20 protein-coding genes are annotated in these 21,498 nt (G+C 60.3%); 13 read left to right on the top strand and 7 right to left on the bottom strand.

Annotated features, from left to right (window positions below; all coding sequences use genetic code 11):
* Nucleotides 1-88 precede the first annotated feature (88 nt).
* From HX807_RS29155 to HX807_RS29120, 8 genes are all read left to right on the top strand, one after another.
* Nucleotides 89-403, top strand: coding sequence for a YqjD family protein (locus HX807_RS29155; RefSeq protein WP_003209080.1), 315 nt, complete (start codon nucleotides 89-91; stop codon nucleotides 401-403).
* A gap of 2 nt (nucleotides 404-405) precedes the next feature.
* Nucleotides 406-792 (top strand): phage holin family protein, encoded by a 387-nt coding sequence (locus HX807_RS29150; RefSeq protein ID WP_003209078.1) that lies wholly within the window; start codon nucleotides 406-408, stop codon nucleotides 790-792.
* Nucleotides 789-1,130 carry a hypothetical protein gene (locus HX807_RS29145; RefSeq protein WP_008432159.1) on the top strand — a complete coding sequence of 114 codons (342 nt, stop codon included), beginning with the start codon at nucleotides 789-791 and terminating at the stop codon, nucleotides 1,128-1,130. Before HX807_RS29150 ends, HX807_RS29145 begins: the two co-directional genes overlap by 4 nt.
* A 92-nt stretch (nucleotides 1,131-1,222) precedes the next feature.
* Nucleotides 1,223-2,386 carry an EAL domain-containing protein gene (locus HX807_RS29140; protein ID WP_177051898.1) on the top strand — a complete coding sequence of 388 codons (1,164 nt, stop codon included), beginning with the start codon at nucleotides 1,223-1,225 and terminating at the stop codon, nucleotides 2,384-2,386.
* Nucleotides 2,387-2,458: 72 nt separating this feature from the next.
* The gene (locus HX807_RS29135; RefSeq protein WP_003209075.1) at nucleotides 2,459-3,790 is read left to right on the top strand and encodes a deoxyguanosinetriphosphate triphosphohydrolase; all 1,332 of its coding nucleotides are present in this window, start codon (nucleotides 2,459-2,461) and stop codon (nucleotides 3,788-3,790) included.
* 225 nt (nucleotides 3,791-4,015) lie between these two features.
* Complete coding sequence (locus HX807_RS29130; protein ID WP_003209073.1) at nucleotides 4,016-4,423, top strand: response regulator; 408 nt, start codon at nucleotides 4,016-4,018, stop codon at nucleotides 4,421-4,423.
* A gap of 249 nt (nucleotides 4,424-4,672) precedes the next feature.
* Complete coding sequence (locus tag HX807_RS29125) at nucleotides 4,673-5,299, top strand: response regulator transcription factor (RefSeq protein WP_003209072.1); 627 nt, start codon at nucleotides 4,673-4,675, stop codon at nucleotides 5,297-5,299.
* 8 nt (nucleotides 5,300-5,307) lie between these two features.
* Nucleotides 5,308-8,940 (top strand): transporter substrate-binding domain-containing protein, encoded by a 3,633-nt coding sequence (locus HX807_RS29120; protein ID WP_177051896.1) that lies wholly within the window; start codon nucleotides 5,308-5,310, stop codon nucleotides 8,938-8,940.
* A 44-nt stretch (nucleotides 8,941-8,984) separates the two neighbouring features.
* Here the strand turns inward: HX807_RS29120 and HX807_RS29115 are convergent, their stop codons facing one another.
* Together HX807_RS29115 and HX807_RS29110 are read right to left on the bottom strand one after the other, a co-directional pair.
* On the bottom strand, nucleotides 8,985-9,467 hold the full coding sequence (locus tag HX807_RS29115) for a GAF domain-containing protein (protein ID WP_003209067.1): 483 nt from the start codon (nucleotides 9,465-9,467) through the stop codon (nucleotides 8,985-8,987).
* Nucleotides 9,464-10,354 (bottom strand): ATP-binding protein, encoded by an 891-nt coding sequence (locus tag HX807_RS29110; protein WP_003209065.1) that lies wholly within the window; start codon nucleotides 10,352-10,354, stop codon nucleotides 9,464-9,466. Before HX807_RS29110 ends, HX807_RS29115 begins: the two co-directional genes overlap by 4 nt.
* Before the next feature lie 167 nt (nucleotides 10,355-10,521).
* Between HX807_RS29110 and HX807_RS29105 the strand changes: the two genes are divergently transcribed.
* Complete coding sequence (locus HX807_RS29105; protein WP_177051895.1) at nucleotides 10,522-12,831, top strand: response regulator; 2,310 nt, start codon at nucleotides 10,522-10,524, stop codon at nucleotides 12,829-12,831.
* Here HX807_RS29105 and HX807_RS29100 read toward each other — a convergent pair.
* The 3 genes from HX807_RS29100 to msrB all read right to left on the bottom strand — a co-directional run bounded on the left by HX807_RS29100 (nucleotide 12,815) and on the right by msrB (nucleotide 14,273).
* Nucleotides 12,815-13,267: a MarR family winged helix-turn-helix transcriptional regulator gene (locus HX807_RS29100; RefSeq protein WP_003209062.1), complete on the bottom strand. Its 453-nt coding sequence runs from the start codon at nucleotides 13,265-13,267 to the stop codon at nucleotides 12,815-12,817. The genes HX807_RS29105 and HX807_RS29100 overlap by 17 nt on opposite strands.
* Nucleotides 13,264-13,749 (bottom strand): glutathione peroxidase, encoded by a 486-nt coding sequence (locus tag HX807_RS29095; protein WP_003209061.1) that lies wholly within the window; start codon nucleotides 13,747-13,749, stop codon nucleotides 13,264-13,266. The genes HX807_RS29100 and HX807_RS29095 overlap by 4 nt, the downstream gene beginning before the upstream one ends.
* A gap of 131 nt (nucleotides 13,750-13,880) precedes the next feature.
* Complete coding sequence (gene msrB / locus HX807_RS29090) at nucleotides 13,881-14,273, bottom strand: peptide-methionine (R)-S-oxide reductase MsrB (RefSeq protein WP_003209059.1); 393 nt, start codon at nucleotides 14,271-14,273, stop codon at nucleotides 13,881-13,883.
* 202 nt (nucleotides 14,274-14,475) lie between these two features.
* Between msrB and HX807_RS29085 the strand changes: the two genes are divergently transcribed.
* Complete coding sequence (locus tag HX807_RS29085) at nucleotides 14,476-15,687, top strand: pyridoxal phosphate-dependent aminotransferase (protein WP_003209058.1); 1,212 nt, start codon at nucleotides 14,476-14,478, stop codon at nucleotides 15,685-15,687.
* 314 nt (nucleotides 15,688-16,001) lie between these two features.
* Nucleotides 16,002-16,889 carry a protease HtpX gene (gene htpX / locus HX807_RS29080; RefSeq protein WP_003209055.1) on the top strand — a complete coding sequence of 296 codons (888 nt, stop codon included), beginning with the start codon at nucleotides 16,002-16,004 and terminating at the stop codon, nucleotides 16,887-16,889.
* Between the two features lie 51 nt (nucleotides 16,890-16,940).
* Here the strand turns inward: htpX and HX807_RS29075 are convergent, their stop codons facing one another.
* Nucleotides 16,941-17,597 carry a thiopurine S-methyltransferase gene (locus HX807_RS29075; RefSeq protein ID WP_177040539.1) on the bottom strand — a complete coding sequence of 219 codons (657 nt, stop codon included), beginning with the start codon at nucleotides 17,595-17,597 and terminating at the stop codon, nucleotides 16,941-16,943.
* A gap of 102 nt (nucleotides 17,598-17,699) precedes the next feature.
* Between HX807_RS29075 and HX807_RS29070 the strand changes: the two genes are divergently transcribed.
* Nucleotides 17,700-18,467 (top strand): class III extradiol ring-cleavage dioxygenase, encoded by a 768-nt coding sequence (locus HX807_RS29070; RefSeq protein WP_177051893.1) that lies wholly within the window; start codon nucleotides 17,700-17,702, stop codon nucleotides 18,465-18,467.
* A 69-nt stretch (nucleotides 18,468-18,536) separates the two neighbouring features.
* Here HX807_RS29070 and HX807_RS29065 read toward each other — a convergent pair whose 3' ends face one another.
* Nucleotides 18,537-20,210, bottom strand: a complete 1,674-nt coding sequence (locus tag HX807_RS29065; RefSeq protein WP_003209050.1) for a DEAD/DEAH box helicase — start codon at nucleotides 20,208-20,210, stop codon at nucleotides 18,537-18,539.
* 423 nt (nucleotides 20,211-20,633) lie between these two features.
* On the opposite strand from HX807_RS29065, the gene HX807_RS29060 reads away from it, so the two are divergent.
* Nucleotides 20,634-21,425: a crotonase/enoyl-CoA hydratase family protein gene (locus HX807_RS29060; RefSeq protein WP_177051892.1), complete on the top strand. Its 792-nt coding sequence runs from the start codon at nucleotides 20,634-20,636 to the stop codon at nucleotides 21,423-21,425.
* The last annotated feature ends 73 nt before the right edge of the window (nucleotides 21,426-21,498 follow it).

Raw genomic sequence — 21,498 nt, 5'->3', positions numbered from 1 at the left:
AGCTGTACCAGACAATTGCAGTGAACCTTCACCGACACCGGTGACTCGAAACCAGAAGTAAACAGACCAGCCACTCACGGAGATAACCATGGCCAGAAAAACGGCAAAGACTGCTCAAGAAATACTGATGGCGGATTTTCAAACCCTGGTCAGCGATACCGAGAAGCTGCTGGACGACACGGCCATCCTCGCCGGTGACCAGGCTGACGAGCTTCGCAGCAAGATTCACGAAAGCCTGCTCAAGGCCCGTGAAACCCTGCAACTGACCGAAGACTCCCTGCGCGAACGCGGCCAGGCGGCGGTCACGGCCACTGAAGACTATGTGCAGGCCAACCCCTGGCAGTCCGTCGGCATTGCGGCCGGCGTGGGCTTTTTGATCGGCCTGCTGGCTACAAGGCGCTAATCATGTCTATCGGCGAATCCGGCTCGTCCACGGGCCCAAGTTCTACTTCACGGCGCCTGGGCGCGGCTGTCCTGGGTTTGCTGCACAGCCATGTCGAGCTGTTCGGCATCGAGTTGCAGGAGCAGAAAGCCCGCACCGTCAGCCTGTTGCTGTTCGCCGGCCTGGCGCTGGTGTTTGCCTTGCTGTTGCTGGTGGGTTTGTCGGCGCTGGTGATGATTCTGGTGTGGGATACCTACCGCCTGACCGGGATTATCAGCCTGTGTGTGTTCTACATACTGGCCGCAGCATTCTGCGGGTTGCGCCTGAAGGCGGCGGTGTTCGATGAGTCCACGCCGTTCCACGCCACCCTCGAAGAGCTGGCCAACGACCGGGAGCGCCTGCTGCCATGAGCATGACTGAATTGCCGCAAAACACTTCCCGGCGAGAAATGCGCAAGGCGTTGATCCGCCTGCGCATGGAAATGCACCGCCAGGAAATCCGTCACGAGTCCCAGCAACTGATGCTGCCGCTGCAAAAGGTCCGCAACATGGGCCAGAGCTGGCAGGACGGTTTTGGCATCAAGCACGCGCCGCTGTGGGGCGTGGGCGTGGTGACGCTGCTGGGGTTTCTCACCGGCAAAGGCGCCAAGGGCGGCGGAATCGGCACCATGACCCGCCTGGTGCGGCTGGGTGCCGGCCTGATCCCGCTGATCAAACTGGCCATGCAAGGTGCTTCGCGCAAAAGTTGAGCGTGCTGGCTGCATTCTTGCAAACAGATCAGGCCCGGCCCTCTCCATTGAGGGCCGGGCCTTTTTTATTTCCGGTCTTTTAAGGAGGCCCCGTGATCGACGGGCAACCGCTCGCCTGCTTCCAGCCATTCATCGACACCGCCACCGGCCGCATCGCCGGCGTAGAAGCCCTGGGCCGCCTACGCCAGGCGAATGGCCAACTGCGCTCGGTGGGTCCGCTGTTCGCCGACCCGCGCACGCCCTCGGTGGCCTTGCGCCGCCTGGACCGGCAGATCCGTGACAATGCCCTGAGCCGCCTGCATGAAGCCCCGCAGGAGTGGTTCCTCAGCCTGAATATCTCGCCACGCTGGATCACCCGCCTGCGCCCGGGCCAGGCACTGCCGAGCCTGAAGCAATTGCAACGGCATAACGTCGACCCGCGCCGCATCGTGTTCGAGATCACTGAACTGGGCGGCGATATCCTGCGCCTGGCCGAAGTCGTCGAGCGCTACCGCGAGGCCGGCGCGCGGATTGCCATTGATGACTTCGGCGCCGGCTATTCGCAGCTGGACCGGGTGCTGGCCTTGCAGCCGGACATTCTCAAGCTGGACATGCGCCTGTTCCAGGCCGCGGCCCGCGGTGGCCCGAGCGGTGAGGTGGTACGGGCACTGGCGCAAATGGCGGAAAAAACCGGCTGCTGGATCATCGCCGAAGGGGTGGAAACCGAGGCGCAACTGAATTTCGCCCTGGAATGCGGTTCGCGTTATGTCCAGGGCTACCTGTTCGCCCAGGCCCAACTGGACTGGTTCGACACCGACGCATTCGTGCCGCGCTTCGCCCAGTTGCGCACCGGCTATGTCCAACAGAAGCTCGCCGAACGTGGCCGGATCATGCAACTGCGCCAGCAACTGGCGGAGCTGATGCAGATCCTGCAAACCTGGGCCCACACCCGCGCACCCCTGAGCCACCTGCCGCAATTGCCGGCGTTTCCCTGGCTGCTGCGTTTTTACCAGTGCGACCGGCATGGCACGCAACTGACACCCAACTTCGAATGGCACCAGGGCGCCTGGCAAGCCGACAGCCGCTACCTGGGCCACAACTGGTCATGGCGTCCGTATTTTTATCATTTGCTGGCCGAAGGTTGGGAGGAGCGTCGGCTGACCCTGTCCTCAACCTATCGCGATGCCACGACCAACCAGTACTGCCTGACTGCCGGACAATTCTTTGATAATGGTCAGCGCCTGCTGTTAATCGATATCGACGCCGCCGGCCTGTAGTTTTTCGCTTGCGAAGGCCTGGCTGAACCGGGAAGCTGGGAGCCGTCATTCACCGCACGGAGAGTACCCGCCTTGGATTGGCCCACCCTGCTTACCCGCGAACGCCTTGGAAAACCCCTGCACAGCCCGGAAGAACTGGGGCGCAGTCCGTTTCACAAAGACCATGACCGCATCATCTTTTCCGGTGCGTTTCGCCGCCTGGGCCGCAAGACGCAAGTGCACCCGGTGACCAGCAACGATCACATCCACACCCGGCTGACCCACTCCCTGGAAGTCAGTTGCGTGGGACGATCCCTGGGCATGCGCGTAGGCGAGACCATCCGCAGTGCCCTGCCCGACTGGTGCGACCCGAGCGACCTGGGCATGGTGGTGCAGTCGGCCTGCCTGGCCCATGACATCGGCAACCCACCCTTCGGCCATTCCGGCGAGGACGCGATCCGGCACTGGTTCCAGCAAGCTTCAGGCCGTGGCTGGCTGGATGACATGAGCAGCGCCGAACGCAATGACTTCCTCAATTTCGAAGGCAATGCCCAGGGCTTCCGGGTACTCACGCAACTGGAATACCACCAGTTTGATGGTGGCACCCGCCTGACCTACGCCACCTTGGGCACCTACCTGAAATACCCCTGGACCGCCCGCCACGCCGACTCCCTGGGCTACAAGAAACACAAGTTCGGCTGCTACCAGAGCGAACTGCCGATCCTGGAGCAGATCGCCCAGAAGCTCGGCTTGCCGCAGTTGGAAGAACAACGCTGGGCCCGGCACCCGCTGGTGTACCTGATGGAGGCGGCCGACGATATCTGCTACGCGTTGATCGACCTCGAAGACGGCCTGGAAATGGAGCTGCTGGAATACGCCGAGGTCGAGTCACTGCTGCTGGACCTGGTGGGCGACGACTTGCCGCAAACCTATCGGCAACTCGGCCCGCTGGATTCCCGGCGACGCAAGCTGGCGATCCTGCGAGGCAAGGCCATCGAACACCTGACCAACGCCGCGGCCCGGGCGTTCGTCGAACAACAGGACGCGCTGCTGGCCGGCACCCTGCCGGGGGACCTGGTGGAACATATGCACGGCCCGGCCAAGCGCTGCGTGCTGGATGCCAAGGACATGGCCCGCAAGAAGATCTTCCAGGACAAGCGCAAGACCCTGCATGAGATCGGCGCCTACACCACCCTGGAAATCCTCTTGAATGCCTTCTGCGGCGCGGCCCTGGAACAACATGGCGGTCGCACACCGTCGTTCAAGAACCGACGCATCCTCGACCTGCTGGGCAATAGCGCCCCGGACCCTTCCTGGTCATTGCACGCGTCCTTCCTGCGCATGATCGACTTTATCGCCGGCATGACTGACAGCTACGCCAGCGAGATGGCCCGCGAGATGACCGGCCGCTCCAGCCCGCAATAAATCGGAGCCCTGGCTGATGGCCAGGGCGACTTTTCAAAGAATCGCCCTACGCACGGAACAGAGCGGCCTGATCGAAGTTCTTCCCCGCCGCGATGAATAATCGCGCGCCCTGACCGCAGTCTTTCGACCTGCTCCTGCGCCCGATAGCTGGCGGGCCCATTAACTTCTTACTACACGCCCTGGTGGAGCGTCTTCAGGGCTCTTGTCCATTCCATGGAAAAAACCATGCTCGAACAACTTCGCATCCTGTTGGTGGAGGATCACCCCTTTCAATTGCTGGCCACCCAATGCCTGCTACGAAACTATGGCTACCACGACCTGGCACTGGCCGAGAATGCAGAACAGGCAATGCGGCTGATGACACAAACCGACGTGCCATTCGATATTCTGCTCTGTGATCAATGTTTGCCCGACTTGCCCGGGCTGGAGTTGATTGAAATTGCCAACCGCAGAGGCTTTATAAGGTCCGCGATATTGCTCAGCGGCCTGCCCGTCAATGAACTGGAACACCTGATGGCCCAGGCATCCCGACGCAACTTTCCATTACTTGGCTATTTGTCGAAGCCGTTAAGCCACCTTGAGCTGAATGAACTCATACGCCAATCACGCCTTACTCGCTCAACAGAAAAGTAGGAAGTTAAACACCCGGGCAATCCGAAAACGCCTCTTTATAACGCTGCCCTCTCACGACCAGTTACTTTTAAATTCCACCCACGCAAAACTCTTACACCCAAACAACAAACACCTCACAGAGCGTAATCCCTTGCTTTTTTTGATGTAGGATTATTCTTGTTTTACGTTTGTTCCACATCAAGTTCATCCTCCTTCATTGCCATGTGAGCTAATGTGCCGACTTTATTTGCGCCTGTATGGAATTTGATCATGAACTCAGTTTTTATTATTGACGACCACCCCGTCATCCGACTTGCCATTCGGATGTTGTTAGAACACGAAGGCTATAAAGTAGTGGGAGAAGCCGATAACGGTTGTGATGCGATACAAATGGTCAAGGAGTGTCAGCCTGACCTGATTATCCTTGATATCGGCATTCCGAAACTCGATGGCCTGGAAGTGCTGTGCCGGTTCAACGCAATGAGTACGCCGACCAAGACGTTGATACTCACCGCCCAGACCCCCAAGCTCTTTGCTACCCGGTGCATGCGCTCCGGCGCGGATGGCTATGTGTGCAAGGAAGGTGACTTGAGCGAACTGCTCAGTGCCATCAGGGCGGTCTTGTCAGGTTACAACTACTTCCCGAGCCAGGCCCTTAACGGGAGCACTAACGAAACGGATAACAATGAAGAGCTTGAACTATTCAAAGTCGTCAACGATCGTGAACTCATGGTATTACAACTTTTTGCCCAAGGCCGGACAAACAAGGAAATCGCCAAGGGCATGTTTCTCAGCAACAAGACCGTCAGCACTTACAAAAAAAGGCTCATGCAAAAACTGAAAGCCAAATCCTTGGTAGAACTTATCGAGATGGCAAAACGTAACGCGCTAGTGTGAGAAATCGGATGCCCAGGCGATTAAAGGACTATCTAATCATATTGAGTATCGGGGTGTGCCTCAGCACTTCCGTGCCTGCCGAACAAACTGTTCCCGAGCAATATGCCCTGCTGGGGCGTGCCGGTGCCGTTCAACTGGACACCCCCCTGAACAAGACACAGCGCCAGTGGCTGCAGAACAAACGGGAACTGATACTGGGCACCTCTGCACCCGACTATCCGCCCTTCGACATCACCTCCAGCGGGCGTGATTATGAAGGGCTGACTGCCGATTACGCCGGGCTGCTGGCCAGGACACTGGCGATACCGCTCACCGTGTTGCGCTACTCCTCCCGTGAAGCCGCGATCCAGGCGCTGGCAAACGGCGAAATCGATTTTCTGGGGTCTGCCAACGGTTTTGAAGCGGCGAATCCCGACATCGTCCTGTCACTACCCTACGCAGTGGATCAGCCGGTACTGGTGACCCGTGAAGGTGAGAACCGCGACCTTGGCGACGGCCTGGCCGGCCTGCGCCTGAGTCTTGTCTACCATTACCTGCCCATGGACGAAGTGCAGGCGCTGTACCCCAAGGCGACCATCCACGCCTACCCGTCCTATCAAAATGCCTTGAATGCCGTGGCATTCGACCAGGCTGACGTATTCCTGGGCGACACCATTTCCACTCACTACATGATCAACAAGGGCTACCTGAAAAATATCCGCATGGCCAACTTCGGCAAGCACGAGGCCCACGGGTTCAGCTTCGCCTTGCGCAAGGATCAACCCATTCTCCTGAGTATCATCGACTCAGTGCTCGATGGCGTATCAACCTATGAACGTGACAGCATCGCCAAGCGCTGGAGTGCGGGCAGCGACATTCTGCTGACCGACCGCAAGCTGCAACTGAGCCTGCGCGAAGAGCGCTGGCTCAAGGACAACCCCGTGGTGAAGGTGGTGGTCAATGAAACCCTCGCCCCCCTGACGTTCTTCGATACCGACGGCAAGTTCCGGGGCGTCACCGCCGACGTGCTGGAGCTGATCCGCCTGCGAACCGGCCTGCGCTTCGAGATTCAACACGTGCGTGACGTCGCCAACATGATGCAACTGGTGCAGACCGGCGCAGCCGACATCATCGGCGCAATTACCCCCAGTACCGGGCGCGAGTCCCAGTTGAACTTCAGCCGCCCCTACCTGGAAAACTCCTACGTATTACTGACCCGTAAAGAGCCGGGCGCGCCCACAAGCCTTCAAGAACTGGCCGGCAAGCGCCTGGCGATTACCCAGGGCAATCAGCTGGAAAAATTCCTGCAGCAGGCATTTGCCCAGATAAACCTGGTGGAAACCGGGGATACCTTCAAGGCATCGGAATTGCTGGCACAGGGGCAAGTCGACGGCGCAGTGAACCCTTTGGTGATCGCCAACTACCTGCTTTCTTCTCCGGCATTCCAGGACAAACTGCAGATCAGTTCCAGCATCGGCACGTTGCCTGCGACGTTTGCCCTGGCGACGTCCCGACACGCCACGGAGCTGAGTTCGATCCTGGACAAGGCACTGCTGAGTATCGCCCCGGATGAGATGGCCGCGATCAACAGCCGCTGGCGCGGCTACAACGCAGCGTCCGATGGCTACTGGCGCAATTACCATCGCCTGATTGCCCAGATCATCATCGGCACCGGGCTGCTGCTGTTGATTTCCCTGGCCTGGAACGGCTACCTGCAGCGCCAGATCAAGCACCGAAAACTGGCCGAGCGCGCCCTTAACGACCAGTTCGAGTTCATGCGGGCGCTGGTCAATGAAACGCCCCATCCGATCTACGTACGCGACCACAACGGCTATCTGCAGACCTGCAACGACAGCTACCTGCAGACGTTCGACATCAAGCGTGAAGACGTCATCGGCAAAAGCATCACGCAGATGAGCATGGCCCTTGAGACGGAGGCGGCGCAGTACCATGCCGACTACCAGCGGGTAGTGGCCGAGGGTAAACCGTTGATCCTTGATCGCACCCTGCACGTGCACGGGAAAAAACTCACGATCTACCACTGGATCCTCCCCTACCGCGACTCCGTGGGCGAGGTCCAGGGCATCATTGGCGGCTGGATCGATATCAGCGAACGGCGCCAGTTGTTCGACGAACTGCGCGCCGCCAAGGAACGCGCCGACGAGGCCAATCGCGCGAAAAGCACGTTCCTGGCCACCATGAGCCACGAAATCCGCACGCCGATGAACGCCGTCATTGGCATGCTGGAATTGACACTCAAGCGCGCCGATCAGGGTCATCTTGATCGCCCTGCGATCGAGGTCGCCTACAACTCGGCCAAGGACCTGCTGGAGTTGATCGGCGACATTCTGGACATTGCACGTATCGAATCCGGTCGGTTGAGCCTGGCCCCGGAGCGGGTCAACCTGCGCGAAGTCATCGAGTCGGTGGTCCGCGTGTTCGATGGCCTGGCGCGCCAGAAAACCCTGAGCCTGGTGCTGGAGTTCACCCCCGATGTCGAGGATACCGACGTACTGATCGACCCTCTGCGGTTCAAGCAGGTGCTCTCGAACCTGGTGAGCAATGCGATCAAGTTCACTGAACGCGGGCAGGTGAAGATCAAGGTGCAGTTGAAGGCGACCGGGCAACCTCAACAGATCGAGATGAAACTGGTAGTGGAGGACACCGGCATCGGGATCAATCGCGAAGACCAGCTACGCCTGTTCGAGCCGTTCGCCCAGGCCGACAACTCCGGGCACCTGGCCAGGAGCGGCGCCGGCCTTGGCCTGGTGATCTGTCGCAGCCTGTGCGCCATGATGGGCGGGCAATTGAGCCTGAGCAGCGTGCCCATGGTAGGCACCCAGGTCCACGTCAGCCTGAAGATGACCAGCCTGCCGCCGGTCAAGGCCGTAGACAAGCTCGAACCGGCCGCGGCCACGCCGGCGCCAGTACTCAACGTGCTGGTGGTGGATGACCATCCGGCCAACCGCTTGCTGATGTGCCAGCAACTGGGGTTCCTGGGGCATCAGTTCACCGCGGCCCATCATGGTGCTGCGGGGTTCCAGGCCTGGCGCCAGGAACACTTCGACCTGGTCATTGCCGACTGCAATATGCCGATCATGAACGGCTACGAATTGAGTCACTCCATTCGCGAGTATGAGGAGCGCGAGCAGAAAACCCCGTGCGTGATACTCGGCTTCACCGCCAACGCGCAGCCCGAGGAGAAACAACGCTGCTTTGACGCCGGCATGAATGACTGCCTGTTCAAACCCATCAGTCTTACTGCGCTGGAACAGCACCTGGCGCAGGTCGATCCGCTGCCCACCCACAACGTGTTTACCCTGCAAAGCCTGGACGCGATGACGGGCGGTGACCCACAGTTGAGCCGGCGTTTGCTCGAGGAGTTGCTCAGCAGCAGCCGGAATGATCGGGTCGAGCTGATGGCCATGCTGGCACGGCAAGCCGCGCCCGGCGACCTGATCGACCAGGCCCACAAGATCAAGGGCGCCGCCCGGATCATCCAGGCCGATACCTTGTCCGGACAATGCGAAGCGTTGGAGCAGGCGTGTGGCGAACGCGAGACACCACACGTTATCGAGGCGGGCATCAAGGCAATAGAGAAATCCATGCTTGAGCTGGAGAGGATGCTGCAGATGCAACTGGACGTGCTGGACTGTCGATAGCCTGCAGGAGCGAGCTTGCTCGCTCCTGCAGGAGACTCACCCCATCAACAATCGGTCAACCGCAGGAAAATCGCCGCCAACTGCTCGATGCCGGCCTGATCCTGCGGGGTAAACCGCGACAGCGATGGGCTGTCCAGGTCGAGCACACCAATCAAGCGCCCGTCCTTGACCAACGGGACGACCAACTCGCTGTTGGACGCACTGTCACAGGCGATATGCCCCGGGAACGCGTGCACGTCTTCCACCCGCTGGGTTTGCCGCGAGGCCGCTGCCGCGCCGCACACACCGCGACCGAACGGAATGCGCACACAGGCGATCTGCCCCTGGAACGGCCCGAGCACCAGCTCTTCATTGCGGTTGAGGTAGAAGCCTGCCCAGTTCAAATCATCCAGCTGGTTGAACAGGAACGCAGAAAACTGCGCGGCATTGGCAATAAAATCCCGCTCATCCGCCAACAGCGATTCCAGCTGCGCATGCAGCATGGCGTAGCCATCGAGGCCGGTTCCAGCCTGTTGCAAATCAATCATGGTTGACGCTCCAACAACTTGAGGCCCACCCAGTAGCGGGCGAACTGATAGGCACAACGGCCGTTGCGATTACCGCGCCCGGTGGCCCAGCGCACGGCGAGGATGTCCAACTCTTCATCGCGTTGCCACTGCAGACCGGCCTTGCTCGCCAACTCGCCGATCCAGTGCTCGACCACATCCAGGAAGTGCTCCTGATTGAACGGGTAAAACGACAGCCACAAACCGAAACGGTCAGACAGGGCAATCTTGTCCTCCACCGCTTCGTTGGGATGCAGCTCGCCGTCTATGGTCTTCCAGTTCTCGTTATCGCTCTGGTTCTCGGGCACCAGGTGACGACGGTTGGAGGTGGCATACAACAGGACGTTTTCCGGCGCCTGCTCCAGGGAGCCGTCGAGTACGCTCTTGAGTACACGATAATCGCTCTCGCCGGCTTCGAAAGACAGGTCATCGCAGAACAACACAAAGCGTTGTGGCAATTTGATCAGTTGCTCGACCACCCGCGGCAAGTCCGCCAGGTGATCGCGCTCGATTTCGATCAGGCGCAGCCCGGCCTTGGCGTGCTGCGCCAGCAAGGCGCGCACCATGGACGATTTACCGGTGCCGCGCGAGCCCCAGAGCAGCGCATGGTTGGCCGGCAGGCCGTCGAGAAACTGTTGGGTGTTACGGGCCAATTGTTCGCGCTGTTTATCCACGCCGATCAGGTCGGACAGGCGCATATCCAGGCTGACTTCCAGTGGCAATAAAAAGCCGCTGCGACCTTCGCGCTGCCAACGGGCAGCCAGGCAATGGTTCCAGTCAACGGCTTCACGCGGGGCAGGCAACAAGGGCTCCAGGCGAGCCAGTACCGCGTCGGCACGCTCAAGAAAGGCATTCAATCGAGAATCCACGACTATTCCTCTGGCAAGTTCTTGTAAAAGATGGCGTATTGGCAACCCTGAGGCAGACCGTGCAGGGCTGCACCGAATAAAATCGATTCATGCCGGGCAAGTTTGAGCCTGTGGATGTTCAGCTATGCTTGCCGGGCGAAAGGAAACGTAAAGTGGTACAGCACCCGATGGATATCAAGTTCGCCCACCGCTTGTCTTATAAACAAGCCAGACTGACAGTGCTGGTCGGATTCGTCTTGGGAACCTTGCTCAGCCTGATACAGATTGGGATTGATTATGCCAGCGAAGACGCTTCCATCAACCGGGAAATACGTGCGCTGATTGAAATCAGCCATAACCCGGCTTCGCGCATCGCCTACAACATCGACGCCGAGCTGGCCCAGGAACTGACGCTGGGCCTGCTGCACTCCCCCGCCATCACCCATGCACAACTGATCGACAACAACGGTTTGGTGCTGGCCGATGTCCATCGCCCGCGCAAGGAAAGCACCTACCGGCCCATCAGCGACTTCCTGTTTGGCGCCAACCGCCAATTCGAAGATCGGCTCTACCTCGCCCACATGCCCAACGATTCCCTCGGTGTACTGCGTCTTGACGTAGACACCTACGCGTTCGGCAGCCGCTTCCTGCACCGCGCCGAGATCACCCTGCTCAACGGCTTCGCCCGCAGCCTGATCCTCACCGGCATTCTGTTGGCGCTTTTCTACGTGATGCTGACCAAGCCGCTGGTGCGCATTATCCGCGAGCTGAGCTCACGCAAGCACGAGCGCCTGGACTGCCCGCCGGGGCACGAGCACGACGAGATCGGCGTACTGGTCAACGTCGCCAACCAACAGTTTGAAAACATGGAGACTGAAATCCAGCAACGCCTGCATGCTGAAAATCGCCTGACCGAATACCTCGGCCAACTGGAAGACATCGTCTCCGCCCGCACCACCGAGCTCAAGGCGATCAATCATCGGCTGACGCTGTCGAACGACGAGCTGGAAGCGGCGAAGATGACGGCCCTGGGCATGGCCCAGGCACGGGCGGCGTTCCTGGCCAACATGAGCCATGAAATCCGTACACCGCTGAACGGCCTGCTGGGGATGATCGCCCTCTCCCTCGACAGCCCGCTGAACGCCGAGCAACGCCAGCAACTGTCGATCGCCCATGACTCCGGCAAAGTACTGGTGGAGCTACTCAACGATATCCTCGACCTGTCGAAGTTCGACGCCGGCCAACTGGAACTGGAAAGCATCCCGTTCGACCTCGGTTCACTGGTGGAAGACACCGCCAACCTGCTCTCGCAAAACGCCGCGCCCAGCGTGGAGCTGACGTGCCTGATCGACCCGCAGTTTCCCGCCCAGGTGCTGGGCGACCCGACGCGGGTACGGCAGATTGTCAGCAATTTGCTGTCCAACGCCCTGAAGTTCACACGTTTCGGCCGGGTGGATGTACGCCTCAGTGCCCAGGCCGGCCGGGTCAGGATCGAGGTGTGCGACACCGGTATCGGGATCGCCCAGGATGCCCAGGTCAAGATTTTCCAGCCGTTCACCCAAGCCGGTGCGGGCATCACCCGCCAGTTCGGCGGGACAGGCCTGGGCCTGGCGCTGACCCACAACCTGTGCGAAGCCATGAAGGGCCGCCTGAGCATCAGCTCGGAAGCTGGCTTTGGCAGCCAGTTCTGTGCCGACCTGCCCTTGCCGACCCACTTGCCGGCGGTGCGCCTGGCGCCTTTGGCTGGAGATGTAATCGCCATCACCAGCACCAGCAGCGGGCTGGCAGAACTCCTCAACAGCCTGCTGCCGAGTTGGGGCCTGGCTCCGCGCTGTTATTCCATCGACGATGACTTGAGCGGGCAGAATCCCGACCTGCTGATCACCGACTGCCCCGAATGCCTGTTCCGCCTGCGCCCGATGATCACCGCCCCGATCCTGGTGGTAACCGCCTACGGAAACTTCATGCCCAGCGAAGAAGTCGCGGCCCTGGCCCCCTTGCAGCAACAGGCCCGCCCTCTGAGCCGCACCGCGCTGTACCAGGTCCTGCAACGCAACTTGCGCACCGATCCGGACCTGGTCCTGGACCTGATCCAGCTGGAAACCGGCCCCCTCGCCCACCGGGCGCGCATCCTGCTGGTGGAGGACAACCCGGTCAATCAACTGGTGGCCAAGGGCATGCTCGGCAAGCTCGGGTGCGAGGTAATCGTCGCCGCCCACGGTGGTGAAGCCCTCAAGCTGCTGGAAGAGCAAGGCTTCGACATGGTGTTGATGGACTGCAATATGCCGGTGATGGATGGCTATGAGGCCAGTCGGCAGATCCGCCGCAGCGGGCGCTGGCCGGACTTGCCGATCGTCGCCTTGACGGCCAACGCCATGTCCGAGGAACGCGAGCGCTGCCGGGCTGCGGGCATGAACGATTACCTGGCCAAGCCGTTTCGCCGGGAAGAACTCAAGGCCTTGCTCGATCTGTGGGTGCCGACTACGACAAGTCTTTGATCTGGCGCAACAGCTGATCCAGACCGTCACGCAAGGCATCGGCCTGGTTCAGATCAACGCCGCTGTCACACAACAGGCGGGCCTTCAGCGGCTGCACCCGGTCGCGCAGGTGCCGGCCTTCATCGGTCAGGCTCAGGTGCACTTCACGCTCATCCAGCGCACTGCGCTGACGCCGCACCAGGGCAAGCTGCTCCAGGCGCTTGAGCAGTGGCGTCAGCGTGCCGGAATCCAGCAGCAGGCGCTCGCCCAGGGCCTTGACCGTAGGCTGCGACACCGCTGCAGCCTGCCATTCCCACAGCACCAGCATCACCAGGTATTGCGGATAGGTCAGGCCCAACTGATCGAGCATCGGCTTGTAGGCCCGGGTGACTGCGCGGGAGGCGGCGTAGAGCTTGAAGCACAGTTGGTCGTCGAGGGCCAGGGACAGGTCGGTCATTTGAGCAGGGCTTCGATCTCTTGGGTCAGGTCCTGGGGCTTGGTGGTCGGGGCGAAGCGCTTGACCACCTGGCCGTCGCGACCGATCAGGAACTTGGTGAAGTTCCACTTGATGCCCTTGGAGCCCAGCAATCCCGGGGCCTGCTTTTTGAGCTGTACGAACAATGGGTGGGCATCGCTGCCGTTGACGTCAATCTTCTTGAACAGCGGGAAACTGACACCAAAGTTCAGCTCGCAAAACTCCGAAATGGCGCCTTCGTTGCCCGGCTCCTGCTTGCCGAACTGGTTGCAGGGAAAGCCCAATACCACCAGGCCCTGGTCCTTGTAATGCTGCCAGAGCTCCTCAAGCCCCTTGTATTGCGGGGTGAAGCCGCACTTGCTGGCAGTGTTGACCACCAGAATCGCCTTTCCGGCGAAATCGGCCAAGGTCTTTTGCTCACCCTTGATGGTGGTGCAAGGGATGCTCAGCAGGTTGTCGCTCATGGCAGTGCCTCTACAGAGATAAGAAGGACTGAACGATAGTAGGCAATTCAATTGTGTGCAATTTAATTGGCGGGACTTATGCCTTGATATAACGGCCCCTGCGGGCACGAATCCCGCAGGAGCTTGACGGCTCAGCGCGGTACCAGGTCCAGGCACACCGAGTTGATGCAGTAACGCAAACCGGTCGGTGGCGGTCCGTCCGGGAACACGTGGCCCAGGTGCGCATCGCACTTGGCGCAGGTGACTTCGGTGCGGATCATGCCGTGGCTGACGTCCCGGATCTCGACCATGGCCTGCTCGGCGATCGGCTCGTAGAAGCTGGGCCAGCCGCAGCCGGAGTCAAACTTGGCCCTGGAATCGAACAGCGGCTCATTGCAGCAGATGCAGTGGTAGACGCCGTCGGTCTTGGTGCCGTTGTACTTGCCGCTGAACGGTCGCTCGGTGCCTTTGAGGCGGCACACGTTGTACTGCTCCGGGTCGAGCATGGCTTTCCATTCTTCAACGGTTTTCTGCAACTTTTCCATCGGTACACCTCGGCAACTGAAAAAGCCTGATCTGTGTCTTTTCCATGGATCAGGCGGCACGTATGATTGCGCCTCTTCAAAGCGCCAGTCTGGCACCCGCGTTACCGGCATTCAAACGTATTTATGGGTCAGGCCAACGCAGGATTCTCAGCACGGTAGTCTTCACACCGTCTGGATCGTTCATTTTCAGGATCACATCGCCATGCAGGTCAGCAAATCGAACAAGCTCGCCAACGTCTGCTACGACATTCGCGGCCCGGTGCTCAAGCACGCCAAACGCCTGGAAGAGGAAGGCCATCGCATCCTCAAGCTGAACATTGGCAACCCGGCACCCTTTGGTTTCGAAGCGCCGGACGAAATCCTCCAGGACGTGATCCGCAACCTGCCTACCGCACAAGGCTACAGCGACTCCAAAGGCCTGTTCAGCGCGCGCAAGGCCGTCATGCAGTACTACCAGCAGAAGCAGGTTGAAGGTGTCGGCATCGAAGACATCTACCTGGGCAACGGCGTGTCCGAGCTGATCGTCATGTCCATGCAGGCCCTGCTCAACAACGGCGACGAAGTGCTGGTTCCGGCTCCCGACTACCCGCTGTGGACCGCCGCCGTAACCCTGGCCGGTGGCCATCCGGTGCATTACCTGTGTGACGAAGGCGCCGACTGGTTCCCGGACCTGGCCGACATCAAGGCCAAGATCACCCCGAACACCAAGGCCCTGGTGATCATCAACCCGAACAACCCCACCGGCGCCGTCTACTCCAGGGAAGTGTTGCTGGGCATGCTCGAACTCGCGCGCCAGCACAACCTGGTGGTGTTTTCCGATGAGATCTACGACAAGATCCTCTACGACGACGCCGTGCACATCTGCACCGCCTCCCTGGCGCCGGACCTGTTGTGCCTGACCTTCAACGGGCTGTCTAAATCCTACCGGGTGGCGGGCTTCCGTTCCGGCTGGATCGCCATTTCCGGCCCCAAGCACAATGCCCAGAGCTACATCGAGGGCATCGACATGCTGGCCAACATGCGCCTGTGTGCCAACGTGCCGAGCCAGCACGCCATCCAGACCGCACTGGGCGGCTACCAGAGCATCAACGACCTGGTGCTGCCACAAGGCCGCCTGCTGGAGCAGCGCAACCGCACCTGGGAACTGTTGAACGCGATTCCCGGCGTCAGTTGCGTCAAGCCGATGGGGGCGCTGTATGCGTTCCCGCGGATCGACCCGAAAGTGTGCCCGATCCTCAACGACGAGAAGTTCGTGCTCGACCTGCTGCTGTCGGAAAAGCTGCTGGTGGTCCAGGGTACGGCGTTCAACTGGCCGTGGCCGGATCACTTCCGGGTGGTCACCCTGCCGCGGGTGGATGACCTGGAGATGGCCATCGGTCGCATCGGCAACTTCCTGAAGTCCTATCGCCAGTAATGGGCATTGCGCTGTACGGCCCACCCGTGGTCGTACAGCGATTATCTGGCAACACTTCTCTGCCCTGCGCGGGCGGTATCGCCTTTTACGCCTGCCGGCTCCACCCTTGCTCGGGCATCACCCTATAATTACAGGGCTGCAAGGTAATGGGGCGAGGCTGCCGAGCCACACCAGGCCTCGGAAATTCCCTTCAAGGCTCTACATTCAGGCTGTAGGACACAGTTTGAAATAGTCCCCCGGTTGAATAGCCCCATGCCGCACCTTATATACCCCGCAGTACGCGACATATTAAGCATGAGGAGAATTCTACAACCATGATGCGCATTCTGCTGTTCTTGGCCACTAACCTGGCGGTCGTGCTGATTGCCAGCATCACGCTGAGCCTTTTCGGCTTCAATGGGATCATGGCGGCCAACGGGGTTGATCTGAACCTCAATCAGCTGCTGATCTTCTGTGCGGTCTTTGGTTTTGCCGGGTCGATTTTCTCGCTGTTCATCTCCAAGTGGATGGCGAAGATGAGCACCAGCACCCAGATCATTACCCAGCCACGCACCCGTCATGAGCAATGGCTGCTGCAGACCGTCGAGCAACTGTCCCGCGAAGCCGGGATCAAGATGCCTGAAGTCGGGATCTTCCCGGCCTATGAAGCGAACGCCTTTGCTACCGGCTGGAACAAGAACGACGCCCTTGTGGCCGTCAGCCAGGGCTTGCTGGAGCGGTTCTCGCCCGACGAAATCAAGGCGGTGCTGGCCCACGAGATCGGCCACGTGGCCAACGGTGACATGGTCACCCTGGCGCTGGTCCAGGGCGTGGTGAACACCTTCGTGATGTTCTTCGCGCGGATCATCGGCAACTTCGTCGACAAGGTGATCTTCAAGAACGAACAGGGCCAGGGCATGGCCTACTACGTGGCGACCATCTTCGCCGAACTGGTACTGGGCTTCCTCGCCAGCTCGATCGTGATGTGGTTCTCGCGCAAACGGGAATTCCGCGCAGACGAAGCCGGCGCACGCCTGGCCGGTACCGGCGCGATGATCAGCGCCCTGCAGCACCTGCGCTCCGAACAGGGCTTGCCGGTGCACATGCCGAACACCCTGACCGCCTTTGGCATCAACGGTGGCATCAAGCAGGGCATGGCTCGCCTGTTCATGAGCCACCCGCCACTGGAAGAGCGAATTGACGCACTGCGTCGTCGCGGCTGACAGCGACAAGAAGAAGGGGCGATTCAATCGCCCCTTTTTTGTGGGCGCTCTTCAGCGCCTGGCCAACCGGTACACCCGCTCGTCCAGGCGCGTGACGCCATCCTTAACAAACTTCCAGCTGTCCCCCAGGATGTCCTGCTCCTGCAGCACATCCAGGCTCCACCGGCCGCCCAGGAGCAATTGCACTTCCTCATCGCTCACCGCGAACGGCGGGCCGGCCTTTTGTGATTGTTCATAGTCGAGGGTGATCAACAGGCCACGACTGCCCCCCGCCAGAATCCCATTCAAGTGCGCCGCATACTGCTCGCGCATCAACGGTGGCAGGGCAATCAGCGCCGCCCGGTCGTAAAGCGCTGTGCAACCAACCACGGCACCGGCATCCAGGGCGAAGAAATCCCCGCACCACAGCTCGATGGAACCCGCCTGGAAAACTTTGAAAGCGCCGCGCTGGCTGACCTGCGGCATCAGCTCCTGCTCGCTGAAAAACTCTTCAACGGCCTTTTCCGACAACTCGACCCCGATCACCCGATGCCCGATGCTCGCCAGCCACACCAGGTCCAGGCTCTTGCCGCACAACGGCACCAGCACCTGCGCCCCGTTCGCCACGCCCAGGCCGGGCCAGTGACGCAGCAGGTAAGGATTCACTTCGGGCAAGTGGAAACCCGTCTGATTGCGCGCCCAACGCTCATGCCAAAATCCAGGTTCCATGATTCACCCTAAAACTTGATCAAATAGCGCTAAAACTTATATTAGATTTAGATCAATGATCTGATTGAAGATGGTCCCATCTTAACCCTCAGGACCCTACTCATGCTGCCCAGCCTGTTTATCTCCCACGGTTCGCCCATGCTTGCCCTGCAACCCGGTGCCAGTGGCCCGGCACTCAAGCGCCTGGCAGCCGAGCTGCCACGCCCCAAGGCCATTGTGGTGGTCTCGGCGCACTGGGAAAGCCAGGGGCTGCTCGTGACTGGCAGCGCCGCACCAGAGACCTGGCACGACTTTGGCGGCTTCCCACGGGAACTGTTCGCGGTGCAGTACCCGGCACCCGGTGACCCGCAGTTGGCCGCCCAAATCGTGCAGTTGCTCAGGGCTGACGGCCTGGAAGCGCGCATTGATGATCAGCGCCCCTTCGACCACGGCACCTGGGTGCCCCTGTCGCTGATGTACCCGGCGGCCGATATCCCGGTGGTGCAGGTATCGCTGCCAAGCCGCATGGGCCCTGCCCTGCAAACCCGTGTCGGCCACGCACTGGCGAGCCTGCGGGAACAGGGCGTGCTGCTGATCGGCTCCGGCAGCATTACCCACAACCTCGGCGAACTGGACTGGCATGCCGGGCCGGAGAGCATCGAGCCCTGGGCGCGGGATTTTCGCGATTGGATGGTCAGCAAACTGGCAGCCAACGATGAAGCCGCGCTGCACGACTATCGTCGCCAGGCACCTCATGCCGTGCGCAGCCACCCCAGCGACGAGCATTTGCTGCCGCTGTATTTCGCCCGGGGCGCCGGCGGTGAATTCAGCGCAGCCCACCAAGGCTTTACCATGGGTGCGCTGGGCATGGACATCTACCGTTTCGCCTGATTGCAGGCAAAAAAAATCCCCGAACCAGTCGGGGATTTTTTATGTTCGATCAATCAGCCCAAGGGCGGATCAATCTTCGCGGTAGCGACGCAGCTTCAACTGCTTACCGGCAACGCGGGTGTCCTTCAGCTTGGTCAGGAGTTTCTCCAGGCCATCTTCCGGCAGTTCCACCAGGGAGAAGCTGTCACGCACCTGGATGCGACCGATTGCTTCACGTGCCAGGCCACCCTCGTTGAGGATAGCGCCCAGCAGGTTCTTGGCAGCGATGCCATCACGCGCGCCCAGCGCGGTACGGCAGCGAGCACGGCCTTCAGCCAATGGAACCGGAGCACGACGCTCACGATCACCACGGTCCGGACGGTCGCCAGTACGCTCTGGACGATCACCGCGCGGAGCGTTGTTCGGCACCAGTGGACGTTCTTTCTCGATGGCAGCCAGGGTCAGGGCCTGACCGTTGGTCGCCTTGCGCAGCAGGGCTGCAGCCAGGGCACGCGGGGTGCAACCGATATCGGCAGTCAGGCGGTCCAGCAGGTCGCCGTGGGTCGATTCAGCATCAGCCACCAGTGGCGACAGGCTGTTGGTCAGTTTCTTGATGCGCGCATCGAGAACGGCCTGGGCATCCGGCAGGCGGACTTCGGCAACTTTCTGACCGGTTACACGCTCGATCACTTGCAGCATGCGGCGCTCACGTGGAGTCACCAGCAACAATGCACGACCTTCGCGACCAGCACGGCCGGTACGGCCGATACGGTGAACGTAGGACTCTGGATCGTAAGGCATGTCAACGTTGAACACGTGGGTGATACGTGGAACGTCGAGGCCACGGGCAGCAACGTCGGTCGCCACAACGATGTCCAGACGGCCATCCTTGAGGGAGTCGATCACGCGCTCACGCTGGTTCTGGGCAATGTCACCGTTCAGCGCAGCGGCTTTGTAGCCTTTGGCTTCCAGGGCGCTGGCCAGGTCCAGGGTCGCTTGCTTGGTGCGCACGAACATGATCAGGGCGTCGAAGTCTTCGACTTCCAGCAGGCTCAATACAGCCGAGGTCTTCTGGTCAGCGTGAACCAACAGGTGAGCCTGTTCGATCGCGGTAACGGTCTGAGTCTTGGTCTGGATCTTCACGTGTTGCGGATCGCGCAGATGGCGTTCGGCAATTGCACGGATCGACTGTGGCAGGGTAGCCGAGAACAGTACGGTCTGACGGGTTGCTGGCAGTGCCTTGAAGATGACTTCCAGGTCGTCCATGAAGCCCAGCTTGAGCATTTCGTCAGCTTCGTCCAGAACCAGGTGGTTCACGGTCGACAGCACTTTTTCGTCGCGACGCAGGTGGTCGCACAGACGGCCCGGAGTGGCGACAACGATCTGTGCGCCGTTACGGATTGCTTTCAGTTGTGGGCCCATAGGCGCGCCGCCGTAAACGGCCACAACGGTAACGCCCGGCATTTGCTTGGCGTAGGTTTCGAAAGCGGTTGCTACTTGCAGCGCCAACTCACGGGTTGGCGCCAGGATCAGGGCTTGCGGCTCGCGCTTGGCAGGATCGATGCAGTGCAGGATTGGCAGGGCGAACGCGGCGGTTTTACCGGTACCGGTTTGCGCTTGGCCAATCATGTCTTGGCCGGCCATGATGATCGGGATCGATTGCTGCTGAATAGCCGAAGGTTCTTCGTAGCCAGTCGCGATGACGGCAGCAAGAATGTTCGGGTTAAGATTAAAAGCGGCGAAGCCGCCGGTTTCCTGGGTCATGGGTCTGCCTCTAAGTGCATCCGCAAAGACCCATGCTCCAAAGCTGCGCATGCCGTGTTGAGACTCAAGAGTCGCCCTGGCTGCTTTGTCGGCGGGGATTTGCGAAAACGAATGAATGAAAAAGATTCGTCAAGGAAGAGTCCGCTGTGCGGACGTGCAGCCGAAGCTGACTTCGGGGAATTGCGCTACCTAAACGCGGCCCGGTTAAAGGCCGGCGCGCACTATACCGGAAATCGCTGAAAAAGGGAGCTTTTTTTATCGCAAACCGCAGGTAAACGCCTCTGCATCAAAGGCTTTGCGCATCCAGGCAGCAGGGTCTATTTTTCAAAGGCCCGGCCCTGTTGGTCATGACGCTTAAACGGTTCACCCTTAACAGCGGGCCCTTCGGTCCGAAACCTCCCTTTGCGCCCGAGGGCACACCCCATGAACCAAGCCACCAGCAGCCGCGTCAGCCGTGAACAGCAGGGTCATATCCTGTTGCTGGGCCTGGATCGCGTGGCCAAGCGCAATGCGTTCGACCTGGAATTGCTCAATGATTTGAGCCTGGCGTATGGCGAATTTGATCGCAATGAGCAAGCGCGGGTGGCCATTGTCTTCGGGCATGGCGATCACTTTACCGCCGGATTGGACCTGGCCAATGTGGGGCCCACGATGGCACAAGGCTGGCAACCGCCGTTGGGTGGTTGTGACCCGTGGGGCGTTTTCGCGGGGCCCCGGGTCAGTAAGCCGGTGATTGTTGCGGCTCAGGGGTACTGCCTGACCATTGGTATCGAGTTGATGTTGGCGGCGGATATCAATCTGTGTGCCAGCAATACCCGGTTTGCGCAGATGGAAGTGCAGCGCGGGATTTTTCCTTTTGGGGGCGCGACGTTGCGCTTTCATCAGATCGCGGGGTGGGGGAATGCCATGCGCTGGTTGCTCACGGGGGATGAGTTTGATGCCCATGAAGCGCTGCGGTTGGGGTTGGTGCAGGAGGTGATGGCCAGCGAGGATTTGTTGCCCCGGGCGGTGGCGCTGGCAAACCGCATTGCCCAGCAGGCGCCGCTGGGGGTGCAGGCCACGCTGATGTCGGCGCGCCAGGCACGGATCGAGGGGGAGACCGCGGCGGCGGCCGGGTTGCCCGTTTTGGTGGAGAAACTGCTGAATAGTGAGGATGCCAAGGAAGGTGTACGGGCGATGATCGAGAAGCGGCCTGGGGTTTTTAAAGGCTGTTGATTGTGGAGGGGGCTTGGGGCGGGGTACATATCCGTTATTTAGGTAACGGCCACTATTGGTTCCGCTCTTACAG

Source organism: Pseudomonas sp. D8002 (assembly GCF_013385695.1).
Lineage (GTDB): Bacteria > Pseudomonadota > Gammaproteobacteria > Pseudomonadales > Pseudomonadaceae > Aquipseudomonas.
Note: the sequence above shows the minus strand (reverse complement) of the source record. Positions and strands in the feature narration are given on the sequence as shown.